We start from the raw sequence: 18,262 nt of genomic DNA on the forward strand, positions 1-18,262 counted from the left end.
AAGAGTTCAGATCAGTTAGATACAGTATGATATGAGGGAAAAAGATATTTGATAATAAATTCAAGCAAAAAAATGATATCAAAATCACAATGGAAGTTTTTGTGAAAAAAAGTATGTCTAGTTTTATTTTATGGTTTATCATCTATTATTTCCTCCTAACTTGCTTTATTATATACTTAAACTAGGAAAAAGGAAGTATTGAAATGTCAAAAAATATGATAGTTGTTAAGAAGATAATGAATCAAAAGTCCCTGATTCCTTTTATTATAGGAATATCCTTATTAATGATTTTAATTCACAATAAAATAACCTTATTGTGGGTGGTTTTTACTTTTTGGGCAATAAGCATTGCAGCTTTTATTTTATACCTAAATAATAAAAAAAGGATAATTGCCAGATTTAAGATAAGGACTGTGGTTGAAGCAATCATACTATTAATATTTTATTATTTGATAGCATTTGTGCCAAACTCTTTAGTTGTTTTTATTGGTGTAACGCTATCCTTATTTTATTTGGTTAGTTTATTAACTGAAGACAAGTCAAAGTCTTCTCTATTAGTTAAAAGCACAAATTCTTATAAGAAAATCTCAGATGAAGAGCGCTTAGGATTCAATAGTAGGCAAAAACTCAATTATACACTCCCAAATAGTGAAATTGAGCTAGCTATTATCGACGGGGAAGCCAAATTGGCGGAATTAATAAACAAACAAAAGAGTCTGTCTGAAATTATTACAATTAAAGAGTCTGACATAGCTGAGATGGAATCAAACTTAAAAAATAGTAAAAGTTTTCAATATGTAAATAAACTCAAACAGGCATTAAGACAAGTATTAACTGAGCGGGATGAGTTAGTAATAGAAAGAGATCGAATACAAAAAGAAAAAGAAGCTATTCTAGATAAATTACATATAAAAGGTAAAGAGTTAGAAAGTCAGACTGAAGCAAACAACGCATTGTTTTCTGATAAACAGTTTTTATTAGAAAAAGTGGAAGAAAACGAACGTGACCTTTTTCAAAAACAACAAGAAATGAACCATGCGTTAAAAGAGAGAGAACAATTAAATATACAACTACAATTTAATAAAAAAGAAATTAATGAACTACGAACTAAAAAAGAAAAATTAGAAGAACTAGAAATTAAAAATAAACAACTTTTAGTTGAACAAGAAAATAACAAGAATAATATTCTTATAATTACGAAAAAATTAGAAGAGAGTATCTCTTTACGAAAACAATCTGAAGAAGAGTTAGAAAAAATAGAAACACAACATAATAAGTTGATTAATGAATTTGAAAATATTAAATTACAATCCGGACGAGAATTAAAAGAATATCGAAAACAGTATAATGGACTTGAAAAGGATTTTGTTTCCTTAAAAGAGAAGCTAGCTGATGCTGAAATTGAGAGAATGAATTATCAAAAACAACTTGAAAATAACATTCAAAAAGCTGCCCAGTTAAATAATGAACTTAAACAAACCAAAAAGTTTTCTAAAGAACAGGAAAAGAAATTAGTAAATGAACTAAATAATCTCTTACTAGAACAAGAAAATTTCGAAAAAATCCTAGAAGAGAAATTCTCTGTCGAGTCCCAATTAAAAAGTGAGATTGAACAAAAGAATTTTAATTATAATCAGATAAAAGACAAGTACAATGATTTAAAAAATAACTCAGAAGAACAATTAACGTTTCTAACAAAAGAAAAGGAACAATTAGTAGTTTTTGAGCAACAACTTAAACAAGAGATTCAAGAATTCGAAGAGATTCAACATAATAATGAAAAGCTAAAAAACAGTTTAATAACTCAAAACAAGGAATACAAGGAACAAATCAACAAAAAGGATCAGGAAATTTCGCATTACCTAAACGAAATAAATAAAAAAGAAAAAGCCCAAGAAAATTTGAGAGAGTTATTAAAACAAAATAAAGACAAAATTGAGCACCAAGAAAGTCATATAACTCAACTTAAAGTGATATATGAAAATGATAAAGCTGAAATACAAAAGAAAGAAATGGAGTTAGTGAAACAACAAGCTATGCTGCAGAAGAATAAAGAAGAGTTAAATTTACTACAATTTGATTTGAAAACTAAAGAGGAAAGTATTAATAGACTGAAGGATGAGCTTAACAAAAAACAAGAAAATCTTCGTAAGGTGGAAAAAGCTTCTGAAGAAAAAGAGTTAGAAGTGTTAGAAAGGAAAGAAGAACTAGAAAAATTAAAAATAGAGAGAAATCACTTAAAAAAGGAGAATGAAAATCACATAGATAATATAAAGCGTTTCTACACTGATGATGACAGAAATCTATATGAACAAGAATTCATTCAAGATGAAAAAATACTCGATGATGAGACAATTAGAAAGTCGCCGTTCGAAAAACGTAGATTTAAGATTCTATATCCACAATTAGAATTTGAAGATAAATTCTTTGGAGATTATAAAAAGTTGGAGGAAAACGATAAAATCCATTTAGAAAAGCAATTGTTAATCCTGTGTTATAAAGGTGAACAAGTTCACTTTAGACCTGATGCCCCAACAAAAACAAGGGAAATTAGATTTAAGCGGGATCAAAAAGGGATTGGGAAAGGTAGAATTTATATTACTAGTGATGGAAAAAAAGTATTAGGATTTTCCATTGATGAAAAGGATCAAAGACGTAAAATACCGCAACTATCATAAGACTCCATAACATTAAGAGTAAAGGAGAAAATTACATGGAGCATGAAAAGAGATTAAATAATATTCGAGCAGGTTTATCTGGGGATGGAAGGATACCTATTGCACTAGATTCAGGCTTATACACAGGTAGCCATTCCTTAGCTGAATGGGCAGCTAAAACGTTCAACCACAATTTTGATGAATACGATCAGGCCATAGATGCAGTTTATAACAATATTCATATTGGGGGTTCGTCCTACCATCATCTACTCGACGGACAACATTCGATTTTAGGAGCGTTCCAAGCTGTGAAAGATGTTAAAACGGACGATTCATTTGTAACTGAATTTTTACAAGCTGGTGAACATTTGTTAAGAGATGGAGCATCGGTATCTGGGGTTAATCCTTTCTTTTCATTATCCCCAAATCAGTTTGAGGAACTTGCAACTATTGTACAACCTCTAGGAATATCGAAACCATTTTTAGTGGATGCCTTAACAATCAATGCCCCTGAGTTACTAGGGGGTATTATGGCCTTACTCTCCACTATTATCTTAGGAAAGAAAGCGGACCCTTCACTCATATCTAAATTATCAGGGGCCTATGTGGTTTCTTCAATGGCAAGTGCAAATCCTATGCTTTTTCCAATTGCTGCAGGCGGCTTAGTTTTTTCTATAGCTAAATCTGAAAGTAAAAAAGAAGCGTTGATTAAAGCGGGAAAAGGTTCTCTAGTATCTGGAGGCTCATTATTGATTGGTGGATTAGTAGGAGGACCTGTTTGGATGGGATGCATAGCTTCAATAGGTGCTGCAATAGCCCTGAATTATGCTATTGAAAACCCTGAAAAGACCATCTATAGAATGCAGGGATTAATAAAGCCAACTACTACTATTTTAAGAAAAGCTTCACTATCGCTTAGTTAGGGGATACAGATGAATTTTATTTATAAAGATGAAATATTACATTTAAAAGCATTTCAATCTATTTTTGATGAAATAAAAACAGTTGATCATAGAATGGGAGACAATATACAAAAAGCTCTAGAATCAGCTGTTACAGAAAGTCATGAACTTTTAAATAAAGCTAGTACAAAAGAAGAATTGCATCTAGCTCTAATAAAAGAACAAATTTTTATACAAGCGCAAAGTAGTCAGTATTTGAATATATCCGATGAAATCACTCAAAAGAAAAATAGGTTACTTGAATTTAAACCAAAAGTTTACCATGAGTTTATGCAAGAAGTAGAATATAAAGTAAGCAAATTAATGCGAGATAAAAAGCAGATCATGTGTAATACTATCGAAGAAGACGGTTCTTGGTATAGCGGGCTAAGGGATTCGGCTAAAAAAAGTGGTGGCTTATTTGTAAATGCTACTATAAAAGGGATTAATACAATCTCGAAGGAATTCAAAGGGAAACAGGTTTTTGAAAAAGAAAACCTAATGGATTCACAGACAATAGTTGAAGCATTACTTGAAAAGTACTTAAGTAGTGAAAGCATGGCAAAACAAATCAGGGAAATACTTTCTGTAGCTTCAAAAGGTTACGAAAAAAAGTGGATTGAGCAAATAGCTTTAAATGTACCAAGCATTAATAGATTATCAGCTTTTTCTCTTGCTAATTCGGCAAAAAGTAATTTGAAAGTAGATTTTCAATTTGGTTCAACAGAACAAGTTTTAACAATGGGGCTAGGGTCAGCTGTTGTAGGAACAGTTGGGTTAGCAATGGGATGGCATACTATGACCTATGCAATGTTGAATGTCTTTCCACCAGTAGCTCTATTCGCAGCCATTGCAACAGTAGTAGTTGGTGTGATTACTAAAGAAAAGGCCGTACAAAAGCGAAAGAAAGACATAGATGATGCTGTTAATCAATATCATCAGTATTTTCTTGTACAATTGTATTCCTTAAAACTTGCTTCCTTAGATAATAAAAGTACTTCTTTGTACATGGAGGAAATGGGCAAAAAAATGATTGATGAGGCAGTGTATCAATGGGAAAAGAACTATTTTGGCAACTTAAAAATGGATCATTTTCAAAAATTAAATCAGTCATTTGTAAAACATCTTATGTATGTTAATGAAGTTCTTGATGAAGTAAATTAGAATATTCATTAACCATTTTAATTAACTCTTTTATAACGCCATACTTAACCGATGGTGGTAGATATTGAAATTGAGAAGGATTTTATTGCGTACATTATACCTAAACTTTCTATTTCAATGATTTCTTTTTTAAATTTTTGTCCTAAGTTATGTAGTATTCATATATCTTCTTCAGACTTATTAGCTAAGTCTTGTATCAATATTACCCTTTAACAGAGCCAAATATTAAAAGCACTTTCTATTTTAAAAAACCTTTATACATACACTATTCGGTAAATGTATAGATAAAAAAAACTATGAAAGTACATTTCAAATATCCTTATTTTAAATTCCTTGTGTAAAAGTCTTTCTCTTTTTCCTTATAATAAAACCTTCTCTATATTAAAAAGAAAATTATATAGGATCTTACTTTTAAAATTAGAGGTTTAATAGAAAATGATTATCCTTCGCATTAAGGGTCTATAACCCATCAACAGTTGGATACAACGTTGTCCTATAGGTGACTAATGACATAAAAGTAATGTCAGTATAAAACATTTATTTAATAGCGTGAAAATGTGCTATGATTAACATGGATAATAATGTTAAAGATTTTGTGCATGGAGGTCATTAAACTGAAAAGAGCTGTTGATTTTTTTGTTGAATGGGCAGAAAGTGAACCGTGGAAAAAGAAAATTTGTAGTACTATACTTTCAGAAGAGTCAGTAAATATAAAAGATCTATCAAAAGAAATAATCAATCTTTATTATTCAAAAGAAGAGGTTTCAATTGAGTTGCCAAACGATGAATTGCCACAAGAAAAAAGTGCTTTATTTATAGAGGAAATAGCCAATCCGTATAATATTAATGCATTATCTTTAGATAGTAGCTTTAAATTAGCAAAAAATTTAAATGTATTTTACGGTGAAAATGGCTCAGGAAAGTCTTCCTATGTTAGAACTTTTCGAAAGCTGGCTAATAATTATTATACACAATTAAAACAATTAGACCTTTTACCTAATGTTTATACCTCAGATATACCAGGAGATACACCAGGGTCACAGCAGCAAACAATTGACATTTCCTTTAATGATGATAACGAAAGTAAAAGGGAAAAAGTCGATATAAATGTACCACACCCTGCTCTATCAAAAATTAATGTTTGGGATAGCGAGTCTGTTATTCCATTAATCAACAACGATTTATCATTTAGCGTTCTTCCTAAGGGATTTGATTATTTTAAAGAGGCTTCTGAGTTAATAGATCAGCTCAAAGAAAATATTACTGCTATTATAGGAAAATATGAAGAGAAAAAAAAGCAATCGTTTGCTGATTCCTCTTTCGAATTAATCAAAAAAGAAATTGAATCATTGTTAGAATCCGGTATTAAAAGCCATAATTTAGATACCTTTTTACAAACTGAATATCCTATAAGTGAAGATATTCAGGATTTAATAAATGAGATAAATGTACAGGAAAAGGAATTACAAAGTAAAGGTCCCCTTGAAAAGATAAAGTTATTGAGGGTATATAAAAAAAAATTAAATGATTTGTATCAAGAGATTGAATTGGTTTCCAAAACGTTAAACGAAGACACTTTCGAAAAAATCAACCAATTAATTAATGAATATAAATCCAAAATTAAATTGGAACATAAATTAAATGAAGAGTTTAAAAAGAGTATTTCTGTAATAAAGAAAATAAATGAGAATTGGCTTCATTTTATTAAAAGTGGTGGAGACTATTATAAGTCAATAAATGAGAGGCCCTCTAAGCACGATCGCTGCATCTTTTGCGCACAAACATTATCTGAAGTTAGTGCTGATTTTATTAATACCAATATAGACCATATTGAAAAATCATTAGTTGCTGAAACAGAGTCCTTAAAAAAACAAATTGACGGTTTTGAACCGACGTATTTAATGAAAAATTTAATAGCAGAAGAAAAAGCTATTATGGAAAATGAAACACTGATAAATCAGATTGAATCTTCAATTCAAATAATACAGAGTAACCAAGAAATACTTAAGAAAGGTATAAAAGAAAAAGAGTTCTTAGGTCAGGTTACTTCAATAGATTTATCAGATTTGCTATCGAAAATCAGTGCAGAAATGGAAACTATTTTAATAAGAATAGATTCTCTTAAAGGAAATGATTCAGAAATAAAGAAGAGTTTAAAAACTCTTGCAGATACGAAAACGACTCTAATGAAAAATCAAAAAATGCACCATTCACGGGATATAACCCATACATATCTAAACATCAATGAAAATTGTGAAAAAGTTAAAACAGTAAAGAAAAAGTTAACAACTGGAACGTTGACAAGAAAATCTCAAGAAGCCTTTGAACACATTGTAAAAGATGACTATCTTGTTCTATTTAAACAATATTGTAATGAACTAAATGTCAATAATGTTTCAATCCAAATGAAGCCTTCGAAGGGCAGAAACCTAAGAGGAAAATCTGTAGGCTCTACAGTACTTAAAATTACTGATGTAATGAGTGAAGGAGAACAAAAAGCAGTCGCATTAGCCGAATTTGCGACTGATTTAAATATTAGAAAAAATTATAATACTGTTATATTTGATGACCCTGTAACTTCATTAGATTATAAAAGATCTGAAAAATTCGCAAACCTAATTTTTAAATTATCGCAAGACAGGCAAGTAATCGTATTCACTCATAACATTATGTTTTATTATTTCTTATATAATCTATCCCCGAAGAAAAAAAATGATGATAACTATAAATTTTTTAAAGTGGATGAATTTGACACTAATAATAAAGGGATTATTACACCAACTTTTAGTGGCCATTAGAAAATTTAAAAGAAGTTACCGGTAAGATAAACAAGCATAAAAATATAATCGATAGTAAATCATGTGTTGGAGATATTTTAGAAGAACAGCTTAAACAGTCTTATTCAGATATTAGAACTTGGTGTGAATTAATTATTGAAGAAGGTTTTTTTAAACATATCATAAGACGCTATGAGCCAAATATTCAATTTGGACATGTACGGAAAATCAATCCCAAGTTTGTAGATGAATTAGAAAAGGTTGCTGACTTATTTGAGAAATCATGTAGATGGATGATGGGTCATAGTCAACCAGTGGAAACTCAAATGGTAAAGGCCAGTAGAGAGTCATTTTTAAAGGATCACCAATATATAGATCTAATTTATAAAGAATATAGTAAATAGTAATAAAAGGCATCTGATAAGATGCTTTTTTTTCTGTATCTTAAGTTGCTCCCTTTGTAAGTTATTTGTTTGGTAAATATATAATATCGTAATAGTTGTTAAAAAAGGAACGGTAGAACCGCCTATACGTATCGTTGATTTACTTTCAATATTTCACAAAGATGATTTATATGTTTTTGATATTAGCAATGCTATTAGCACTTTTACCGAGCATGGAGATCCACGTCATGCTGGACGTTTTGCTACTTTAAAAGACTTAATAAAGATAAGTGTTTCTGAGTTATTTGGTCTAAGTAATTTAACTAGACGTTAAAATAGTCAATTTAATAGCTTATGTTTTTTCAAAAACAATAACCCAACAATAAATATGGCACAAGTGTTTTAGGGCTAAATAGGTGGAAAAACGATTGCCTAGAATTTGGATATTTGAAATAATTAATATAAGTTTAAAGGTCAGGCGAAAGTAGGATTAAATAAATGAAAGATCAAATTAAAGAGAATTTAGCAGAGTTAGAAGCATTTTTATTGGATATAGAGATTTTAGATCAACTAGAGTCTAGGCTTAATGTCTTTAATCTATTTGAAACACTGGATATCCATCGAACAGAAATTAGGCATAGTAATGTTATAGCTTGGCTGATGAAGCCACTTGAAAATCATGGATTAGGCGATATATTTCTAAGGAAATTTCTTCAGCATACCTATTTAGGAAATAAAATGCAGCTAGACAAATTTAATTTTTCCATGTTAGAGCTTGCAACCATAGAGTATTCGGACTTTCAAGTCTATCGAGAGTGGCACAACATTGATATATTAGCTATTTCTGATGATAATAAAATTGTAATTGTTCTTGAAAATAAAGTGGGAAGTAAGGAGTCAGAGCATCAACTAAAAAAATACCTAACCAAAGTTGAACAAGAGTTCCCCGACTATAAGAAGCTTTTTATGTTCTTAACCCCTGATGGGGATATTCCCTCTGATACCGAAAATTGGATAGTTGTAACATATAATCAAATATTAGATGTATTGTTAAAAGCAATGGATTTGAAAAAGTCTGCTCTTGATACAAGGGTTATCGATTTTTTAAATCAATATATTGAAACTGTAAGGAGATATGTAATGAGGGAGCATGATCTAGAAAAGTTGTGTAGAGAAATCTATTATAAACACCAAAAGGCATTGGATTTAATATTTGAATATAAACCTGATGTCTTCCTAGAGGTGTCTGAATATGCAGCTGAATTGGTTGCTTCAAATAATGATATTATTATGGATATATGTACAAAAACTTATGTGCGATTTATTCCAAAACCAGTAGACGAAATTCTCCCCTTAGAGGGTAATTGGACAAAAACAAAGCGAATATTACTTTGGGAAATCCAAAACAGAGATAATAGAGTAATAATAAAATTAATCATCGGTCCGGGACCTTCGCAAATCAGAAATAACCTTTTTAACATCGCTCAAAATCATGAAGACATATTTAAAGGAAGACTAAGAAATATAACTGATTCATATACCCAAATATATAAAACTGAACTGTTGTCAAAGAATTTTCATGAAAAAATGGATATAGAACAGATTAAAGAAACCCTTAGTAAAAGGATAGAAAAATTTTTCTTAGAGGATTATATAAAAATTACAGATATCATCGTAGATGAGTTTTCTTATACTTATTAGTTAATGATAGGAACATTCCCTGATTATAGAGTTAGAAATCCAAAGGAACTAAAAGAGGAACTTAATAATATGTTTGTAGCATTAACAAGAGCAAGAAGAATCTGCTATATAACATATCCTGAATTTAAGCTTATGCCATGGGGGGATATGAAAAATACCCATCTGTGTTTATTCATCAAATGGAATTAAGATAAACATAGAGTAATATGAGTATCATATATTTACATAGATAAATCATTTTTTAATGATAAACAATGATTTATTCATGTTTTAGCAACGATATGATATATTACTTGGTAATTATGTGGTACAGGGTACACAAAGTAAGTCAAAAGCCTTTTAAATCAAGGCTTTCAGTTTGTCGACAAAAGGGGTCCGGAATGGTTTCATTCCGGACCCCTTTTTGATATTTTATTGAAATTTTGCTCGAAATTTAAAGTATAGGTCTTTACGAGCCCACTTTGTTAGGCCATTTTTGGACCTTGCCATGTCCAATTCGCCATCTTTTTTAAATTCATGGCAGCGAAAGTAAGCATCGCCTGCATTGACAATTTTTTAAGTCCCCTTAAAGTAGTCCAACGCATACCATGCTTTTCTTTTGCATCTGCGAAAACACGCTCAATCGTTTCCTTGCGTTTCGCATAGATAGGTTTTACATCTTGATGAGGACGCAGATGATCTGCTTCTTCCATATTTCCTTGCCAGATATGTCGCGTTACCACTTTTTGATGGTCTTTGCTTTCTGTACACTGTGATAAAAATGAGCATGTCTTACACTTGTGTTTAGGCGATTTATACTCGCGATATCCCTCTTTATTTGTTGTTGAGTACTTTAAAACCTCGCCCGATGGGCAAAGGTAACAGTCAAAGTGTTCATCGTAAAAATACTCATGTTTGCGGAAGAATCCTTCTTTTGTCCGTGGTGGTGTATACGGTAAAGCTGGTGTGATTTCTTTGCCAAAAAGATAGCTTGTAATAGATTGTATAAAGAATTTTTCCTAACATTTTAACGTTTTATAGTTCTTAAGTTCTATTTTATTTATATAATTACACATTATTATGGTATAATTTACTTATATAATGATAGTAAAACTTAAATAATCTATGGGAGTGTATACATGACAAAAGAATTGCCAGAAAAATATATTAACGATGCAAATAACTTTATTGACAATGGTGATGTTGCCAATGCTATTTTAGCTATAAGAAAGGCTTTAGTTGAGGATCCAAGGAATCCACGTGCCCATTTTCAATCAATGCTTATCCATCAAGTAATCAACAGGAATGATCATGCTGTACTTCATGGAATATTTGCTAAAAATTGGACGGAATATCCCGAAAAATGGTTCTATTATGCTATACATGCTTGTGCTTTATTTAATTTATCTAGGGAGTACCATATTTTAGGGTGCTTAGATGCGGATCAATTATTAGTCCGAGCTGTTGATAGCTTTGAAGAAGCTTATAAAGACAATCCAGAGATGGTTAGACAAAAATTTTCAAAATATATGTTTTTAATTGAGAGCCTAACAACACTACAGAAGATAGAAGTAAACTTTGAAGGGCCTATTCCTTTTAAAATGTATTCAGCAATACAAGATTTTCGCTCGTGTATTAATATGGAGACCTTAGTGGGGCACCTGCAAAATAAAATTGAAAAGTACGGGTCATTAATACCATATATTATTCAAGATTTACAAGGGGGAGTCGTTGGTCATTTTAATTCATGTAATCAGGTTTCAATATGGAAACCAGATAGTAATCGTGGAACCCTTGCTACTAGAATGATAAACCGAACAAGTAAGGGTGGAATTCTACTAATGGGAAATGATAGCCCACTGTTAATAGAAAATATAGTACGAGTATATGAATCATTCTTACCTATTGACTTTAAAAGCTTGCATCCTCATAGTAGCATCACGTTTATCGAAGCAAAAGACAAATATAATCAAATTCTTCGGTATGCTTTACTAGATCCTGTAACATTTAATGAGAAGAAATATAATGATGTTTTAGGTCATTATTTATATATACAAAGAGAAGAGTCGAAATCAAAAACTAATTAAGTATAAATGAAGTTACAAGTAGATAAACACGTGATACATTGTGCTTCTGTAACATAACGGGAACTGTTTTTTAGAAGATGTAAAGAAGTTTGCTTGCATGAACATTTTTGATGCAATTAATGCATGTCTAAGGAAAATAAGGGAGTGGAATTGTGGTAGATAAGTACAAAGCAACTATAAATAATTGGGATAAAATTTATCATGATAGATTTGAAAATATTCAGGAGTTCTTGAATCTAGAGTGGGAGTATCACACCACCGAATTTCCTAGTCTTGGGTTACTTTCTCATGATTGGTATGCTAAACCTCTTTTATTTGATACATATTTGAAAAAATTTGAGATTAATAAAATAAGTAAAAGTATTAACATGAAGTTTTTTGTAAATGAAATGTTTAAAGACTCTAACTTAAAAAACATCGAAGATAATCTTTATTATCAATCAATTAAAAATTCTCTTAGTTTAGAGGGAATTGAAGTTAGTGCAGAATGGGTTAGTTTTAATCCTTTTAATAGTGGAAATGGCTCGATAATGATAATATTTGAACAAAAGGTAATAGACGAATTAGAAAACGTCAATGACAATATCTCTGTCAAGTATTTATTCGATATAGCGGAAAGGCACTTTGAAGAAATGTATCAAACAACCAAACAAAATATCAAATAAACTACTAAAGCTCTCAGTAACGTTTAAAGACGTATTGAGAGCTTTCTTATTTTATTATAAAAGCATCAAAACGCTTAAAGTGATTTTTTGTCAATGAACGGATGTATTCCCCTTACATTAGTGCTTTCTATGTATTAGATTTGCTGTTTTGGTGTATATGAAGATCAATCGGATGTTTAAATGTTGTGCTTTGTGTCTAGAATGTTTATAAATAATTATCAAAGGTGGTAGAAATGGAAAATTTTGAAGAAGCTTCTTCTCCAGTACACAGTATTTTTAATGTTTCGGATGATTCTGTACTTCATGTAGAAGACATAGCAGAATTAGTTAATATGCATGTGGAAAGTGTTCGCCGGTGGTGTAGGAATGGTAAATTACCAAGTTACAATTTTGGAAATAAATATATTGTTGTGGGTTCTGACTTTAAGGACTTTATGCGAAAATCAAAAATCAAACCAAGGTGGGAGCAATTGTTAAATGAGTAGGGAATATGTATATCTTTCCTTCTTTAAAACTAATAAGATAGATTATATTTACCATTCTAAGTTGCAAACGATTGAGTTTTCGTGCATTCATTGCCAAAATAGTGCCATGATGTGTAGTGAATCCTCAGAGTGGAATTGCACTTTTTGTAATCACAGTGGTAATATTATTTCGCTCATTAAGTATGCAACATCTAATGACTTCGGAAGGATTTATGTCCCGAAAAAAGAGCAGCAATCGATTCTCCAACTGTTAGATCGAATAGCTAAGAAGTATCCAGAAGAGAAACGGTTGTTGAAGGTTAAAGGGAAGATTAATGTCCTTGTAAAATATTATGAAAAAAACACCGTATAGTCAAAAGACTTTACGGTGTTTCTCTTTCTTTGCTACATACCACTGAAGAGCAAAGGATTTAAAATCCGCTCCACGTATTTTATATCGTCCGAAGGGACTCAGGCATTTTAGATAACCATTGCGGCACCATCTCCGAACTGTTTCTTCATGAACACCAATTAGATTAGAAATGTTTTGGGGTGTAAGAATAGCATCATCATCGATTAGATATATTACTGGGAACTTGGATAAAGCATAGCTATCTGAATCATCTTGTTGATTATTTATCATTGGAATCTCTATTTCTTTTTAAAGCATGATTAATCAGGTTTTTCGTTTTTATCAGTGCTTGACGATCGGACAACCATTGTTGCTCTGTGCTATGCTTTGGTTTTATTTGTATTCTTTGTAATTGTTCTTCGAGATCTATTAGTTGCAGTTGCAATTTCTTACTTTCCTCATCGGTTTCTTCAGAATTTTTTTGTTCTAATTCATTAGAGAATTTCGATATTCTATACCCCTTTTCCTCCTCCCACATGTGTAGTTTTTCTAAATCCCACGGGAAGTTTATAGTCGCATCAAGAACTTGGTAGTATTGTTCTTTGGTTATTTCATCCAGGTAAAATTCTTCGCCAACCGATTTAGTGGGTTTATGTCGTAATTGATGATCAGCTGCTGTTTTTTTCACTAAATCATTAAGAGCAGGATCTCCTTGAATAAATGACCGCATAATTGTGTTATTTAAAGAATGACGTGAGGATTTAAAAATAAAATCTTGTTTTCTTAAATCATCAAGAAAATCAATTCGAGATCTTAAACGATTAATAAAGCTGAAAGTAATAGGCTTTTTATATTGAAATTCTGGAAGCGCGTAATTTAATCTAAAGAGAAATCCCTTTCCTATAGAATTGGTATTACCTTGTTTTTTATATACTACTCCCAAATACCGGTTTAGTTGTCTTACAGTATCAGCAGGGATGGGTGTGTGATAATTGGAATGAGAAGGACTATTTTCCTGCTTAGAAATATGGGCTGGTAGCCGTAAAATTCCCCATCCATCTTCGTCTGTTTCTATATAACCGTCAGCATTCAAAAGGAAATGATCAATTCTTAGTTTGTGCAACTCCTCTGGACGAACCCCTGTCGAACAGGATAATTGCCACATTGTTGCATTTCTAAAAGGATCTGTCGCCCGAACATCTTCTAAAATTAACTGCTTAGTCATAACCATTTGTTCTCTGGTTAAAAAGGTTTTTGTTTTACTGTTAATTTCCGATTTGTTCAAGTCGCTATTTCTGGTAGGAAAATGCTTTAAAAATTTCATCACATTTTTGCGGATACGTCTGTATTTTTGGAACTCTTCTTCATCGTCTTCCGCTTCATCATCTAAAATCTCTAGTAAATAATAATAAAATGGTCTTAACTGCTGATAAAAATTGATTAAAGTTTTCCCTTTACGTTTGGAGGCAAGATAAAAGTAATCATCCTTATTCACAGAATAAATATCAAATACATCCGGAGAAAAAGCATCAGGTGCTAAATTTCTATAAAAGGGGTTTTTGTGAAAATCCTCTTCAATTTCACAGCGTCCCGAAATAATGAGTACAAAAACAGAACTGAGAATTCGCTTTATATGTGCTAGGGTTACTTCTTTATTTGCAATCTGATGTTTAGACCGGTAGCCATTATAATCTATTTTTCCGCCTTTAGCTCGGTAATCCAGGTAGTTCGTAATGATTTGTTGTTGTTTAGAGTTTAACAAGTCAAAAGCATTCTGGATACCGCTCCCAATTTGTTCAATCCCCTGTTCTTTTTGTGCCATGGCGATAGAGGGCAGAAGCTGAATGACTTCTCGTTCATCATACAGATTGGTTCCCTCAAGATCGGCAGGCTGCGGGAGTAATCCTTTTCTTCGATATTGATGCAAACTGGTTAGGGAAACCATTGTCGTTTTTTTCGCAATTTGCTCCAGGGTGTTATACCGGTTGTCAAAAAATTTGGATCTTATAAAAAAGTAATTATGGTTAATGTCCAATAAATCAGCAGGGGGAGGGGCGCATTTTGGTACTTCGACATAGATACCATCCCACTTTCCTGCTCGCATGTCTTCTATTAATTGTCGATAAGATAGATTTAACATTCCTGCTACATGATAAGCCGGAATATAATCAGCATGTGAGTTGTAATAATGGTAGGCACCATTATGGGTCGAGTAATATTCTTTAATCGAAGGGATAACCTCTGGATTGACCCATAAGTTATTGGTTTCATCTTTAATTAGGTAGGGATTAAAGGCCTCTTTTTGAATCAAATAATTGAAGCATTTCCCGGATATGCCACTTACTCTGGCTGCTTGGTTCCGGGTGAGTAAAGTTGTTTGTTGAATCATTTTCTTTTTCCTCTCTGTAAATAGTGGTAGTACACATTCATTTCCTTTTTAAATAAAAAGCATACATGAACAAATCACACACTTTACGTGACAGAATAACAAGTAAGATTCATGGTTCTTACCTGTTAAAGTGTTAAGGAAAGTGTGTGATGTGAGTAAATGTATCTGAAATATAATAACAGCGGAATTTCTCCATTCGAACCCTTTCTTTTTAAAAAATAGACTTTTAAATAAAGAAATCATTAAGGAAAAAATGAACCCATAAGGTTTAATCAATAGTCATTATGTTCGTATATCTCTTCAATGATGGTCTACATTTCATTAGTCTAAAAAAATGGTTTATTTATCTGAAAAAATACTATCAAATAAAATGTAATAGAGCGTCCATATAGTTGGTTGCATTTAATTTCGCAGTAGAGGAATATACTGTTATATTTATCATTAAATGGTAAAAATATTAGGGTCTTCATTAAGGATTGTGGCATAATATAACTAAAACAGGTAGGAGACATTTATGGAAAATAAAGTATTAGCAGTCACAATTCCTACACTTGGAATAGTAAATATCAGCTTTTATGATATATCTTTAGAAGTTATTAATTTATTTGAAAAAACTAATGAATTTGAACGTCAGATAGAAATTAAACATCTAGGTTTAATCTCTAAGGTATTTCAAGGGTCGTCTCATTCTCGATATGATTATGTAATGTTACAGTGCGCACTAGTAGATTTAGTTGATAATCTACATAAGGGTTCCTCTAATTTAAGTTTAGGCACCCTGAAAGTTAATGGGGAAGATATATCAGGCAATTCAATAATGAAGTCTTGGTTTCTCCTATCAAACTTTGGACATACAAAATACACGTATGGTGATGAAAAAGCGATAATGCTATATGCTTTAAAAACAAAAGGTTTTAAAACTAAGTTACTTAGACCAATTCAAGACATTGACCTAAAATCTTGGTGTGACAAAGTAATTATGGATTACGATTACTCAATGATGCACTATGTTTTAGCAATTAGAAGGATATACAAAGAGACAGGAAGGAATCTTAAGACAAGGGAAAACTTGATTAAATTATTAAAATTACTATTGTTAAATAAAGCCCAACTAGATTTCAGGTTTAATGAAGAAAAACTTGAACAATTAAAAAGGCTTTTTAATGTAATTAGAAAATTATCCATTATTTCTATAGACGGTCATTACTCACATATTCCTGTTACTATAGATTTAATAGCAGCTATCATCTCATTAGGATCAATAGAAACCACATATAATAATAAAAGTTTAATAGAACAATTACAGCCTATAATTTCACTGCTTCATGATGAAATTTACTTAAATACGAGGGTGTTAGAAGTACAAAGAAACTATGAAATTGAATCTCAGAATTTGCTTAGTTCATATAAAACAGAAGGTGTTGATAAGCTAATTGAATTGGCACTTTCCCAAGGATTGCATAGTGATCTCAAAAATAATTTAAAACATTTTGCTAGATTAATACTGAAAGACACAGTGCAAAATGGAAAGGATTTTAAATCGGATTTAAATGAGTTATCGAAGGTACGGACAGGGTGTAGGGATACGGAGTTTAGTATTGATTATAATCCAGTAAGCAACTTTAGATTTATCGATTTCTTTTTGTGTAAAGATAAATTCTCACAGGTACAATTGCCACCATTCATTTTTAATATATGTAATTTTATTCATGGACTTACACGTATTCTAGAACAAAATGCAAATTCTGATATTGACCGAGTTTTAAATAATGTTATGGAATTAGGGGAAGAGTACCATTTTGATATAGAAAAATTAAATGAAATACTTGCTAGGTCAAAAAACTTAACTTTCCCGGAATTAAATCGCAGGTTTATGAATGATATTATTCCGTTATATAAAGAATTATTATGGAGTATTTTAAGGTATTTTATAAAAGATCAATATAATTGGGACGTAAATATACAAACAAGGAGTTACCCACAGTTTATATTCAATGTAAATGGAAAAAGTAGAAGATTAAAACGTATTTTTGACTATTCAATAGAAAATGAACCAGATAAAGATCGAGCATTCGAAATAGAACAACTAAAAAAATCGGCGACTCGTTCCTTTGAAGGATTTATACTTGCTAGTATGGCAAGAATTACAATTTATGATATTACAAAATCACCGAATGAAAGAATAGTTACTGATATCGATTCAGTTCTAGTGAAAATAAATAAAAATAAGTTAATATTAGAATTTCATGAAACAAAAAACACTAAAAAAACTCCAGAAAATAGAGCGAAAAAAGATTTAAAAACCAAATTTATTAATGTACTTAATGATAATGCTAGAGGATATAGAATTAGAGAAGTAAAAGGAATGGGTGCAAAACTTGTAGTTTCATTTTAAGCTTTCTAACATATAATCACTGACCGCATGTGTTTTATATTAAATCATAGCGATTTAAGTTTATATACAGAACAATCCTAAGATGTTCACAATTACTTAGAGGAATATAAATGTAAAATAGGATAGGTTATAAAATAGAACAGCTAAGATCCAAATCGATAATTTTTATCGGTATAGAAGTAGAGGGAGACTATAGTGAAGCGAATATTATTTTAGTGATTTGGAAAAAGTGGGTTGTTGATGGTTGTTGATTTTTATGTCAATTGAACAAGTTATGGTAAAGTTCTATTCATTATAAAAATCAATAT

General features: G+C 31.1%; 12 protein-coding genes and 1 pseudogene. 10 read left to right on the forward strand and 3 right to left on the reverse strand.

All coding sequences use genetic code 11. The features are described from left to right. The first annotated feature begins 203 nt into the window (after positions 1–203). From ACQKL5_RS10780 to ACQKL5_RS10800, 5 genes are all read left to right on the forward strand, one after another. Positions 204–2,678 (forward strand): hypothetical protein, encoded by a 2,475-nt coding sequence (locus ACQKL5_RS10780; protein ID WP_427608648.1) that lies wholly within the window; start codon positions 204–206, stop codon positions 2,676–2,678. Between the two features lie 35 nt (positions 2,679–2,713). Beyond that, on the forward strand, positions 2,714–3,580 hold the full coding sequence (locus ACQKL5_RS10785) for a hypothetical protein (RefSeq protein ID WP_427608649.1): 867 nt from the start codon (positions 2,714–2,716) through the stop codon (positions 3,578–3,580). Positions 3,581–3,589: 9 nt separating this feature from the next. Then, positions 3,590–4,762: a hypothetical protein gene (locus tag ACQKL5_RS10790; RefSeq protein WP_427608650.1), complete on the forward strand. Its 1,173-nt coding sequence runs from the start codon at positions 3,590–3,592 to the stop codon at positions 4,760–4,762. Positions 4,763–5,361: 599 nt separating this feature from the next. Further along, positions 5,362–7,560 carry an AAA family ATPase gene (locus tag ACQKL5_RS10795; protein ID WP_427608652.1) on the forward strand — a complete coding sequence of 733 codons (2,199 nt, stop codon included), beginning with the start codon at positions 5,362–5,364 and terminating at the stop codon, positions 7,558–7,560. Positions 7,561–8,420: 860 nt separating this feature from the next. Beyond that, complete coding sequence (locus tag ACQKL5_RS10800) at positions 8,421–9,623, forward strand: PD-(D/E)XK nuclease family protein (protein WP_427608653.1); 1,203 nt, start codon at positions 8,421–8,423, stop codon at positions 9,621–9,623. 464 nt (positions 9,624–10,087) lie between these two features. On the opposite strand, the pseudogene ACQKL5_RS10805 reads toward ACQKL5_RS10800, so the two are convergent. Beyond that, positions 10,088–10,600, reverse strand: a pseudogene (locus ACQKL5_RS10805) (transposase); the annotation flags it as partial. Between the two features lie 141 nt (positions 10,601–10,741). Here ACQKL5_RS10805 and ACQKL5_RS10810 point away from each other — a divergent pair. The 4 genes from ACQKL5_RS10810 to ACQKL5_RS10825 all read left to right on the forward strand — a co-directional run bounded on the left by ACQKL5_RS10810 (position 10,742) and on the right by ACQKL5_RS10825 (position 13,191). Then, complete coding sequence (locus tag ACQKL5_RS10810; protein WP_427608654.1) at positions 10,742–11,689, forward strand: hypothetical protein; 948 nt, start codon at positions 10,742–10,744, stop codon at positions 11,687–11,689. Between the two features lie 152 nt (positions 11,690–11,841). Beyond that, a complete protein-coding gene (locus tag ACQKL5_RS10815) occupies positions 11,842–12,354 on the forward strand; it encodes a hypothetical protein (RefSeq protein ID WP_427608655.1) in 513 nt (170 codons plus the stop codon). A 233-nt stretch (positions 12,355–12,587) separates the two neighbouring features. Further along, entirely contained in the window at positions 12,588–12,839 is a 252-nt protein-coding gene (locus tag ACQKL5_RS10820) for a helix-turn-helix domain-containing protein (protein ID WP_427608656.1), read from the forward strand. Further along, positions 12,832–13,191 carry a hypothetical protein gene (locus ACQKL5_RS10825; protein WP_427608657.1) on the forward strand — a complete coding sequence of 120 codons (360 nt, stop codon included), beginning with the start codon at positions 12,832–12,834 and terminating at the stop codon, positions 13,189–13,191. The genes ACQKL5_RS10820 and ACQKL5_RS10825 overlap by 8 nt, the downstream gene beginning before the upstream one ends. Here ACQKL5_RS10825 and ACQKL5_RS10830 read toward each other — a convergent pair whose 3' ends face one another. Continuing rightward, entirely contained in the window at positions 13,192–13,461 is a 270-nt protein-coding gene (locus ACQKL5_RS10830; RefSeq protein ID WP_427608659.1) for a helix-turn-helix domain-containing protein, read from the reverse strand. Continuing rightward, positions 13,451–15,559, reverse strand: coding sequence for a hypothetical protein (locus tag ACQKL5_RS10835; RefSeq protein ID WP_427608660.1), 2,109 nt, complete (start codon positions 15,557–15,559; stop codon positions 13,451–13,453). Before ACQKL5_RS10835 ends, ACQKL5_RS10830 begins: the two co-directional genes overlap by 11 nt. 514 nt (positions 15,560–16,073) lie before the next feature. Here ACQKL5_RS10835 and ACQKL5_RS10840 point away from each other — a divergent pair. Further along, on the forward strand, positions 16,074–17,954 hold the full coding sequence (locus ACQKL5_RS10840; protein WP_427608662.1) for a hypothetical protein: 1,881 nt from the start codon (positions 16,074–16,076) through the stop codon (positions 17,952–17,954). Positions 17,955–18,262: the final 308 nt, after the last annotated feature.

The organism is Peribacillus sp. NPDC097675 (genome assembly GCF_050277655.1).
Taxonomy (GTDB): domain Bacteria; phylum Bacillota; class Bacilli; order Bacillales; family DSM-1321; genus Peribacillus.

Bases quoted from the DNA above. Each gene is read 5' to 3' on its own strand.
- ACQKL5_RS10780 (WP_427608648.1), top strand. From the start codon at position 204: ATGTCAAAAAATATGATAGTTGTTAAGAAGATAATGAATCAAAAGTCC.
- ACQKL5_RS10785 (WP_427608649.1), top strand. From the start codon at position 2,714: ATGGAGCATGAAAAGAGATTAAATAATATTCGAGCAGGTTTATCTGGG.
- ACQKL5_RS10790 (WP_427608650.1), top strand. From the start codon at position 3,590: ATGAATTTTATTTATAAAGATGAAATATTACATTTAAAAGCATTTCAA.
- ACQKL5_RS10795 (WP_427608652.1), top strand. From the start codon at position 5,362: ATGGAGGTCATTAAACTGAAAAGAGCTGTTGATTTTTTTGTTGAATGG.
- ACQKL5_RS10800 (WP_427608653.1), top strand. From the start codon at position 8,421: ATGAAAGATCAAATTAAAGAGAATTTAGCAGAGTTAGAAGCATTTTTA.
- ACQKL5_RS10810 (WP_427608654.1), top strand. From the start codon at position 10,742: ATGACAAAAGAATTGCCAGAAAAATATATTAACGATGCAAATAACTTT.
- ACQKL5_RS10820 (WP_427608656.1), top strand. From the start codon at position 12,588: ATGGAAAATTTTGAAGAAGCTTCTTCTCCAGTACACAGTATTTTTAAT.
- ACQKL5_RS10825 (WP_427608657.1), top strand. From the start codon at position 12,832: ATGAGTAGGGAATATGTATATCTTTCCTTCTTTAAAACTAATAAGATA.
- ACQKL5_RS10830 (WP_427608659.1), bottom strand. From the start codon at position 13,461: ATGATAAATAATCAACAAGATGATTCAGATAGCTATGCTTTATCCAAG.
- ACQKL5_RS10835 (WP_427608660.1), bottom strand. From the start codon at position 15,559: ATGATTCAACAAACAACTTTACTCACCCGGAACCAAGCAGCCAGAGTA.
- ACQKL5_RS10840 (WP_427608662.1), top strand. From the start codon at position 16,074: ATGGAAAATAAAGTATTAGCAGTCACAATTCCTACACTTGGAATAGTA.